Genomic DNA, 7,423 nt, shown 5'->3' with positions numbered 1-7,423 from the left:
CGCGGCTTCGTCCACGACGACGCCACCTTCGAACCGGTCATCCCCGTCATCGAGAAAACCCTGGCCACCGCGGCCGAGGAAGGCGTCGGGGACGCGCACCAACTCGAACAGCTCCTCGCCCGCGCCGTGGCGAACTGGGCGTTCCGTACTCACCGCCGCAAGCCTCTCATCATCCCCGTCATCATCGACGCCTGAGCCGCAGCCCGGCAGGCGTCCGGGGTCGGACGCCGATGTGCACGAGGTGAAACTCGGCGACGAGTTCCTGATGTGCGGCCTCTTGACGGACGATGGCCTGGGGCCGAGCGCGTGGGCGCGCACGAGGGCTGGCTCGAGTTGAGCATCACGCCGGGGATGTCCCCGCCTCGGCCCCGTACGACGGCCGGGGCGGCCGTGAGGTCCAGGACCGCTGCAACTGCGGCTGGACCTTCTGCCGGCCGCGCCACCGGATGCGTGTGGTGGCCTTGCCCGCGAGCCGGAAGAGGTAGCCGCGCTCGTCGTCGTCCAGATGGAGAACGCGGGCGAGGGTGTCCAGCACGCTTGCCGATGCCTGCATGCGGCCCTGTTCGAGCCGGGTGTAGTGGTCGGTGCCGATGCCAGCCAGCTGGGCGACCTCCTCGCGGCGCAGCCCGGCCACCCGGCGGGGCCTCTCCGTCTCGGGCAGTCCGACCGTGCGGGGGCTCAGCTCCGAGCGGCGCTTCTTCAGGAATTCTCCCAGCTCAGCCGATCACGACCACCGGCCGCGGCACACCGACCCTCGTACCGAAGGAAGCAGCCCCACGCGCGGAGCAGTCATCTGCGCCCCCGGCGACGTGCGCTCCGAGAACCTCGACGATCCGGAGATCCTCCAGCCGACCGACACGGTCATCCGTACGGTCGCCACCTGCGTGTGCGGCTCGGACCTGTGGCCCCACCGCGGCGCGGAACCCATCGGCGACCCGCACCCGATGGGGCACGAGTACGTCGGTGTCGTCGAGGCGGTGGGCGGCGAGGTCACCTCCGTCAAGCCGGGCCAGTTCGCGGTCGGCTCGTTCACCACCTCGGAGAGGGCATCTCCGCCTCCACCGCCCACCGCCTGCGTCATGACGCCGCAGGCGGTGGCCGACATGGTGTCGGCCACCGCCTGGCGGAAGGGATGCCGGTTCGGCTGTGTGGAGAGTGGCGTGGTGTCAGGTGGTCGGGCTGCCCGCCACCCACTCGCTCCACGACATGTTCCAGTCGCTGAGGCCGTTGTCCGGGGCCAACCTGGTCTTGTCCTCGGAGTTCTTGACGATCACGACGTCACCGATCATCGAGTGGTCGAAGAACCACGCGGCGGGCTGCCTGCCGTCGCCGCCGCCCCTGACATCCTTCAGGCCTACGCAGCCGTGGCTGGTGTTGGCCTTGCCGAAGACCGAGTCGGTACCCCAGTAGTTGCCGTGGATGAACGTGCCCGAGTCGGTCAGGCGCATGGCGTGCGGTACGGCCTTGATGTCGTACGAGGGCTTGCCGTCCTTCTCCGTGAGGCCGACGCTCGCACCGTTCATATGGATCTGCCTGAACTTTTCGGAGATCACCATCTGACCGTTGTACGTCGGGTGCTCGGGGCTGCCTGACGAGATCGGGATGGTCTTGATCTTCTTGCCGTCCCGGACGACGGTCATCTGCTTCGTCTTTGCGTCCACGGTGCTTATCTGGCTCCGGCCGATCTTGAACGTGACCGTCTTCTGGATGCCGTGTCGGTTGAGCGTGACGGTGACGGTGGAGCCGGGCTTCCAGTAGTTCTCGGGGCGGAAGTCCAGTCGGTGGGCGTTGAACCAGTGACCGACGACCCGCTGGCCGCTGCTGGAGCTGACCCGGATCTCCGACTCCACGGCGGCCTTGTCGCTGATCACCTTGTCGAAGTTGACCGTCACCGGCATGCCCACGCCGACGGTCGAGCCGTCCTCGGGAGAGACGTGCCCGATGAAGTCGTTGGCCGATGAGACCGTGGTGATCGTGGCGTTACCGGTGGCGGAGCGGCCCTTGGCATCCTCGGCCTCTACGGCGATCTGATACTTGGTGGCACGCTCCAGCCGGCCGTTTGGCTTCCAGGAGGTGCCGTGCGCGGACAGAGTGCCCGGGATCTCGGCACCGGTCGCGACGGCGGTCATGGTCACCTTGGTGAGCTTTCCGTTACTCGCGGTGACACCGACCGGGTCGTTGATCCCGACGTTGTGGGCACCTTGCCCGGGCGTGATCTCGATTCGGACGTCGGAGGCTTCCTGGGCGCCCGGAGCCTTGGCCTGATTTACCTGAGCCTGCGGTGTCGGGTGGTTCCCGGCATCGTTGCCGTTGGTGGCAGCGTTGCTTGTACCGCCGAGGGCCGTGACGGCGAGTACGCCGGCCGTAGCCGCCAGTCCGGTGCGTCGTTTACAGAGCGTGATCAAGCGCTTCTCCATGCCACTGGTCTTTGCGTCCCTGCGCTGATCGCCGAAGCGGCGCAATTACCATTGAAACCACTTATAGCCACGGCTCTGTCCAGAAATGGGTAAATTGTGGTGAAGGCCACGCATTCTCGAGCGCGTCACTGAGATTGCGGACCTCAAGCTGGGCCTGGGAGCCGATGCCGGTCCGCACGCGGATCTTCGTGCGGTTGCGCTCTTCCTTGCTCGTGCCCCGGAAGACATAGGCGCGGCATCCCGCGGTTCGGGCGGTGGAGAGCGCGCTGCCAGGCAGGGGGCGGCGGCTGTTCCCGACAGTTGACATACTCGGCGACGATGCGGCCACCGGGCGGGCTCGATCAGCGCTCGGGCCCGAGGACGTTCCCGGCGCGCTTGGGCGGAGGCGTTCGGATCGAGACCGCATCGCAAGCACGGCGTCGACGTCGGCGTGCACCCAGGGACTGTCCTGCCTGAGCTGGCCCGTGGACCACCGGGCGATGTTCGAGCACCTGGTCCGCGACCGGCGCCGGGCCCCGGCCGCGCACCGTCGCGTGCTGCCCCCTCACCCAACGACAGCTCAAGGCATTGCGCTGACCTTCAAAGCAGGTTGTGGGCACCCCGTGGATGTCCGCAGCTCATGCCATTTTGCCGCCGCATGAGTGGCCGTTCGCCTGTGCCCGCCTGGCTGCTGTCGCGGGTGGCTAACGAGCTGCGTCGACCCGCCGCCGGGCCGGCTTGTGTTGTGACCAGCGTTGGGTTCTGGGACCCGGTCAGCGCGCGCTCCGGCCGGCGGAGTTCGCCTGCCACTCGCGGCCGATGGAGCGCATCAGCGCCGGGTACACCCCGATGTACCGAAAGGGCTTGATGGCCGCCATGTAGAGGGCGCCGAACAGCCCGTTCGGCTTCACCAAAACGGCCAGCTGGCCGCGGTAGCCGCCGGCACCGTCCAGGACCCAGCCGATGTGCATCACCGCGTGCACGGTCTTGTTGCCCATCTCGGCGGCCCACTCGTCGTCCCTCTGATAGAGGGAGGTGAACGAGGACGAGCCGAGGTCGGGCCCCTGGGGGCCTTCGCGAAGGTCCGCAGGCAACCGGTCGCGGAGGGAAGGCAGCCGGGCGCCGACGCCGCTACTGGACTTGTCCCAGCCGAGCAGTGCTCCGAGCTTCCAGCGGATGGCGAAGAGCGCGCGGCCGACGGGGCCTTCTCCCGTCACCCCGTCCTTCATCCCCTCGGCGAACTGGCGCACCAGCCACACAAGGTCGTCGGGTCCTCCGGGGGTGGGCAGTGCCCACACGTCCTCGACCCTGAAGCCGTCGGCGACTTCGTGGATTCGCCAGGGGCGGTCGGTGTGGGCGGTTCGGGGAAGGCGCATGAGCAGGCTCCTAAGTGGATCGAGGAAGGCTTGCGGGCACTGGTCGCAGGCGGCCCAGTAGCCGTCCGGATCGAGGTACTGGCGCAGGCGCTAGGTGTCAGCAAGGGTGCGCGGCCGGCCCGGCGGCGACATCAAGCGTGCCGGTGCCGACGACGATCAGAGCGAGCAGCAGGAGAACCGTCTGAAGGCTATGACGGGACGACGTGGTCGGGACCTCCTTCGGACTCCGGGGCGAGGATGGGCGTGGAACGGGCGGCGGCCGGGACGGACGGCGCTGCGCCCGGTGGTCGCATGTCGCGCGGGCGCCGGCGACCGGTCCGTCGGTGCCTCCGGTCCGGCTCTCGAGCGGCCATCAACGCGAGCACGCCGATGACGGGCATCGACCAACTGCCGGTGGTGGGGAAGTAGATGGCGCACAGCGGTATCCCGATCCCCAGCAAGTACCACCCGACCTGCGGGGGAAGAGATCCGGTCGCCCGGACCACGTGTCGGGCCAAGGTGCCCAGCGCCAGGAACGCCAGGCCGGCGGTCATGAACCACACGGTCGCCTCGCGGGCGTCGAATCCGTTCGTGTCTGGGTCGACGGCGGTGGCGACGAAGCCGTCATGGAGGATGTCGGACCAGGAGTTCGGCTGGGTGACGGCCCAGACGAAGTGGAGCACAGCCATCGCGATCATCAATCGCGGTACCCACCGGGCCAGGCCGTTCATACGTGTTCTCCAGGCGTGAGGCGGGCTCGTCCATGGGTGTCCATGGCGAGGGTGCGGCGGAGCAGTGTGTGCTCCTGATCGACGGCGAAGGTGGCGTATTCGTGGAAGCCGTGGAAGCCGTGGAAGCCGTGAAGCCGTGGAGGCCGCGCGGCCCGTGGAAAGTGAAGTGCACCCCTTGCGATGGGACGTACGCGGCGACGGTACAGCGGACCGGCCCGTGTCCTCCGACCGCACCGACTTCCAAGGGGCGGTCGAGCCGCATCGTCGGCCATCCTCCCTTCGGCCACAGCGGGCAGAAGGCGCTCGTGCGCGTTGTGGACGCCCATACGTTCTCCCCGAGCTCGTTCTAGACGGTGCTCTCTAATATTGTAGAGAGTACTCTCTAAATGGTGCAACCACCGTGCTCCGCGGGGCTACTTCGAGGCCATCGAGGAACGTGCCGACAGCGCGTGAGGCGGGGTGTGCGGCGGCGCGCCACGTCACCGGAGCCGTGCACACCCGCAGGCGGCCGCCCTTCTCCGTTATGTCGAGGACTTCGGGCGCGCCGACTGGTCCTCGGAACACCTCCGGCGCGCGGACCGCGGCAATCGGCGCGTGCACGCCACCCTTGCCTCCCTCGCGGCCGCTCTGGGCGCCGACGGCGAAGAGATTCGAGTCCGACCTACGGTCCTGCGGGTGCTCGGCCGTGGTCCGTAGGACTGTGAATCATTCGGCTCTGTCCCGTAACCGGTGGGGCCCGGGCGTGATCAGGAGTCGTTGGCATTGCATGCGAGACGGCAACTCCCTTCATGACGACTCCAAGCGCACGGTGGTGCCGCCTTGGGCGTGACTCACCTGACTACGGTCCCCAACTCAGCTTCCGGCCCACAGCGGTGGGGGCCTCACCACCAGGCCGCAGATGTGCGGTACCTGCGCCCGATGGGCCCCCGGGCTGGCTGCTCAGGCGGAGACCACCGCGCTGAGGGTGCCCTCGGTGCTTCCACGAGTGAGGGATTCTGACGGAAGGAACATCAGGTCAGCCTGGGGCGTACGCCGGTAGTAGACGCGGTGCGCTGATCGGCTTCTTGTCAGCAGGCCGGCGCGGTGCAGACGGGTGAGGTGATACGAGACCGTGGAGGCACTCATGAAATGACGATCGGCGAGCTCCGTCGTGGTCCTGGGTAGTTGCAGATCATCGAGCAGAGTGAGCCGGGAGTGGCCGATGACCTGGGCGAAGGGCGCGTCAGGCGGGTGGACGGCGGGCTGCCTTGTGGTGCGACCTGCCTTGCTTCGGCGCGGGTGGGCCGGATAGATCAGAAAGGGTCCACGCTCGTCCCACGGATCCACGCTGAGCAGCCAGCTGGCGGCCAGGCTTGAGGGGAACAGGCTGAGTGGCCTGGTGGTAGTCACATCGAGGGCTCTGCTGTCCGCGAGGTAGAGACTTCCTGACTGGTAGGTGACAGCCGGGTGCAGCGAGCTGAGTGCCGCGCCCAGGCCCGCGCTGACGGACTCCATTGCCCGATGTTCGAGATCGGCGCCGGCATGTGCTTGAAGCCGGGGCCAGAGGGGGGCGAGACAGCAACTCCAAAAGTCAGCCATCTCCTGCGCGGCGCGCTCGGCGAAGTCATGCTCGCCTCGGTCGAGAAACCGTCGCAGCGTCATGAGGGCTTCATCGTTCCCGTTTGGGTGCTGACCAGCCGTGTCGAAGAGCCGGCGCATCTGGCGGCCGACGACGTCAACCGGCGTGGTGGCGACTTGGTGTAGCTCGGCGTCAAGGTCGTGAGCCGGCTCGGCCGGTGGTCCCGGCGTCAAGAAGTCCGGGGTGTATGGGCCGATCTGGGCACGTAGAGCTGTGATGATGTGCAGACGCCGCCGCTCAAGGGCTCGGTCCACGTCATGCGGCGTGGGGCCTCCACGGACGTGCTTGGTCGATCCAGCCATGGGATGCAGCGCCACAGCGGCCTGCATAAGGGGGGAGACAGCGAAGCGCGTAGTAGCCAACGCGTCAGCATCCAGAGTGATCCGTAGCAACGTCGCCGCCTTGATCGTTTCCGATGGCCCCACATTTTGGAACAGCGGACGATCATCATTCGAACGGTGTCGAACCGCTCGCCGTTTCCACCGCCGAGTGGAGAAGTTCGCCAAGGGCCTGTGTGTTACCCAGCTGCCGAAGCCCCAGGTCTCCGCGATGGCCCGGCACCTGGACGAGCAGGCCGCGGACTTCCGCAACGGCCCCTGGACGCCAGGCCGTATGCCTTCGTCGTCGACGCGCTCCCACAAGGCTCGCGGGGGAGGCTGCATGACGCCGACCGCGTCCGGGGCGTGGTCGTTCCGCCAGCGATGCACCCGTGCCGTTCAAGCAGGGCGACCGTCTAGCAGAGCGGCCACCCCTTACCGTTCGCGCCCTGCCCGTTGATGCGGTCGATGTGTGTACTGCGCCTGCCTGCCCGTCTCAGCGCATAAGTTTGCGCAATAGGCGCACGTAGCGGCTCCAGTGCGCCGGGCGGGCCACCGTGCCCGTGCAGGCCAGTTCGGCGCGGTCGAGGCTGTCTTCCAGGCAGGCGTCATGGAAGGGGCGGAGAATGAGCGGCCATGTGAGACGGGCTGGGCCGTGGGCGTCCATGGCGAGGGTGTGGCGGAGCAGTGTGTGCTCCTGATCGACGGCGAAGGTGGCGTATTCGTGGAAGCCGTGGAAGCCGCGCGGCCCGTGGAAAGTGAAGCGCACCCATTGCGATGGGACGTACGCGGCGACGGTATAGCGGACCGGCCCGTGTCCTCCGACCGCACCGACTTCCAAGGGGCGGTCGAGCCGCATCGTCGGCCATCCTCCCTTCGGCCACAGTTTGTCGGTGCCGCTCGCCAGGGTGTCTATCAGCGCTCCCACCTCGCTTTGGTTGGCGGGCAGAAGGCGCTCGTGCACGTTGTAGACGCCCATGCGTCCTCCCCGAGTTCGTTCTAGATG

Annotated in this window: 6 protein-coding genes and 4 pseudogenes; 4 read left to right on the top strand and 6 right to left on the bottom strand. The window is 67.7% G+C overall.

Translation table 11 applies throughout. The features are described from left to right. A pseudogene (locus ABZ079_RS16220) lies at positions 1–195 on the top strand (RNase J family beta-CASP ribonuclease); the annotation flags it as partial. Positions 196–350: 155 nt separating this feature from the next. On the opposite strand, the pseudogene ABZ079_RS16215 reads toward ABZ079_RS16220, so the two are convergent. Further along, positions 351–715: pseudogene (locus ABZ079_RS16215) on the bottom strand (helix-turn-helix transcriptional regulator); the annotation flags it as partial. Positions 716–791: 76 nt separating this feature from the next. On the opposite strand from ABZ079_RS16215, the pseudogene ABZ079_RS16210 reads away from it, so the two are divergent. Next, a pseudogene (locus tag ABZ079_RS16210) lies at positions 792–1,043 on the top strand (alcohol dehydrogenase catalytic domain-containing protein); the annotation flags it as partial. Between the two features lie 123 nt (positions 1,044–1,166). On the opposite strand, the gene ABZ079_RS16205 reads toward ABZ079_RS16210, so the two are convergent. Beyond that, a complete protein-coding gene (locus tag ABZ079_RS16205) occupies positions 1,167–2,417 on the bottom strand; it encodes an Ig-like domain-containing protein (RefSeq protein ID WP_356940069.1) in 1,251 nt (416 codons plus the stop codon). Between the two features lie 752 nt (positions 2,418–3,169). Next, complete coding sequence (locus ABZ079_RS16200; RefSeq protein ID WP_356940068.1) at positions 3,170–3,772, bottom strand: DUF2867 domain-containing protein; 603 nt, start codon at positions 3,770–3,772, stop codon at positions 3,170–3,172. Between ABZ079_RS16200 and ABZ079_RS16195 the strand changes: the two are divergent. Then, positions 3,749–3,880, top strand: a pseudogene (locus ABZ079_RS16195) (TetR/AcrR family transcriptional regulator); the annotation flags it as partial. The gene ABZ079_RS16200 and the pseudogene ABZ079_RS16195 sit on opposite strands and share 24 nt — an antisense overlap. A gap of 80 nt (positions 3,881–3,960) precedes the next feature. On the opposite strand, the gene ABZ079_RS16190 reads toward ABZ079_RS16195, so the two are convergent. Beyond that, complete coding sequence (locus ABZ079_RS16190) at positions 3,961–4,482, bottom strand: DUF6463 family protein (protein WP_356940067.1); 522 nt, start codon at positions 4,480–4,482, stop codon at positions 3,961–3,963. A 939-nt stretch (positions 4,483–5,421) separates the two neighbouring features. Further along, on the bottom strand, positions 5,422–5,976 hold the full coding sequence (locus ABZ079_RS16185) for a MarR family transcriptional regulator (protein ID WP_356940066.1): 555 nt from the start codon (positions 5,974–5,976) through the stop codon (positions 5,422–5,424). A 6-nt stretch (positions 5,977–5,982) separates the two neighbouring features. Between ABZ079_RS16185 and ABZ079_RS16180 the strand changes: the two genes are divergently transcribed. Continuing rightward, the gene (locus ABZ079_RS16180) at positions 5,983–6,225 is read left to right on the top strand and encodes a hypothetical protein (protein ID WP_356940065.1); all 243 of its coding nucleotides are present in this window, start codon (positions 5,983–5,985) and stop codon (positions 6,223–6,225) included. A gap of 688 nt (positions 6,226–6,913) precedes the next feature. Here ABZ079_RS16180 and ABZ079_RS16175 read toward each other — a convergent pair. Beyond that, complete coding sequence (locus ABZ079_RS16175) at positions 6,914–7,396, bottom strand: SRPBCC family protein (protein ID WP_356940064.1); 483 nt, start codon at positions 7,394–7,396, stop codon at positions 6,914–6,916. Between the last annotated feature and the right edge of the window lie 27 nt (positions 7,397–7,423).

The organism is Streptomyces sp. NPDC006314, from assembly GCF_040613075.1.
Classification (GTDB): domain Bacteria; phylum Actinomycetota; class Actinomycetes; order Streptomycetales; family Streptomycetaceae; genus Streptomyces.
The sequence above is the reverse complement of the archived record's forward strand: the minus strand, read 5'-3'. Positions and strand labels throughout refer to the sequence as shown.

Excerpts from the sequence above, each read along its gene's own strand:
- ABZ079_RS16200 (WP_356940068.1), bottom strand. The coding sequence starts at position 3,772 with ATGCGCCTTCCCCGAACCGCCCACACCGACCGCCCCTGGCGAATCCAC.
- ABZ079_RS16175 (WP_356940064.1), bottom strand. The coding sequence starts at position 7,396 with ATGGGCGTCTACAACGTGCACGAGCGCCTTCTGCCCGCCAACCAAAGC.
- ABZ079_RS16205 (WP_356940069.1), bottom strand. The coding sequence starts at position 2,417 with ATGGAGAAGCGCTTGATCACGCTCTGTAAACGACGCACCGGACTGGCG.
- ABZ079_RS16190 (WP_356940067.1), bottom strand. The coding sequence starts at position 4,482 with ATGAACGGCCTGGCCCGGTGGGTACCGCGATTGATGATCGCGATGGCT.
- ABZ079_RS16185 (WP_356940066.1), bottom strand. The coding sequence starts at position 5,976 with ATGGAGTCCGTCAGCGCGGGCCTGGGCGCGGCACTCAGCTCGCTGCAC.
- ABZ079_RS16180 (WP_356940065.1), top strand. The coding sequence starts at position 5,983 with ATGTTCGAGATCGGCGCCGGCATGTGCTTGAAGCCGGGGCCAGAGGGG.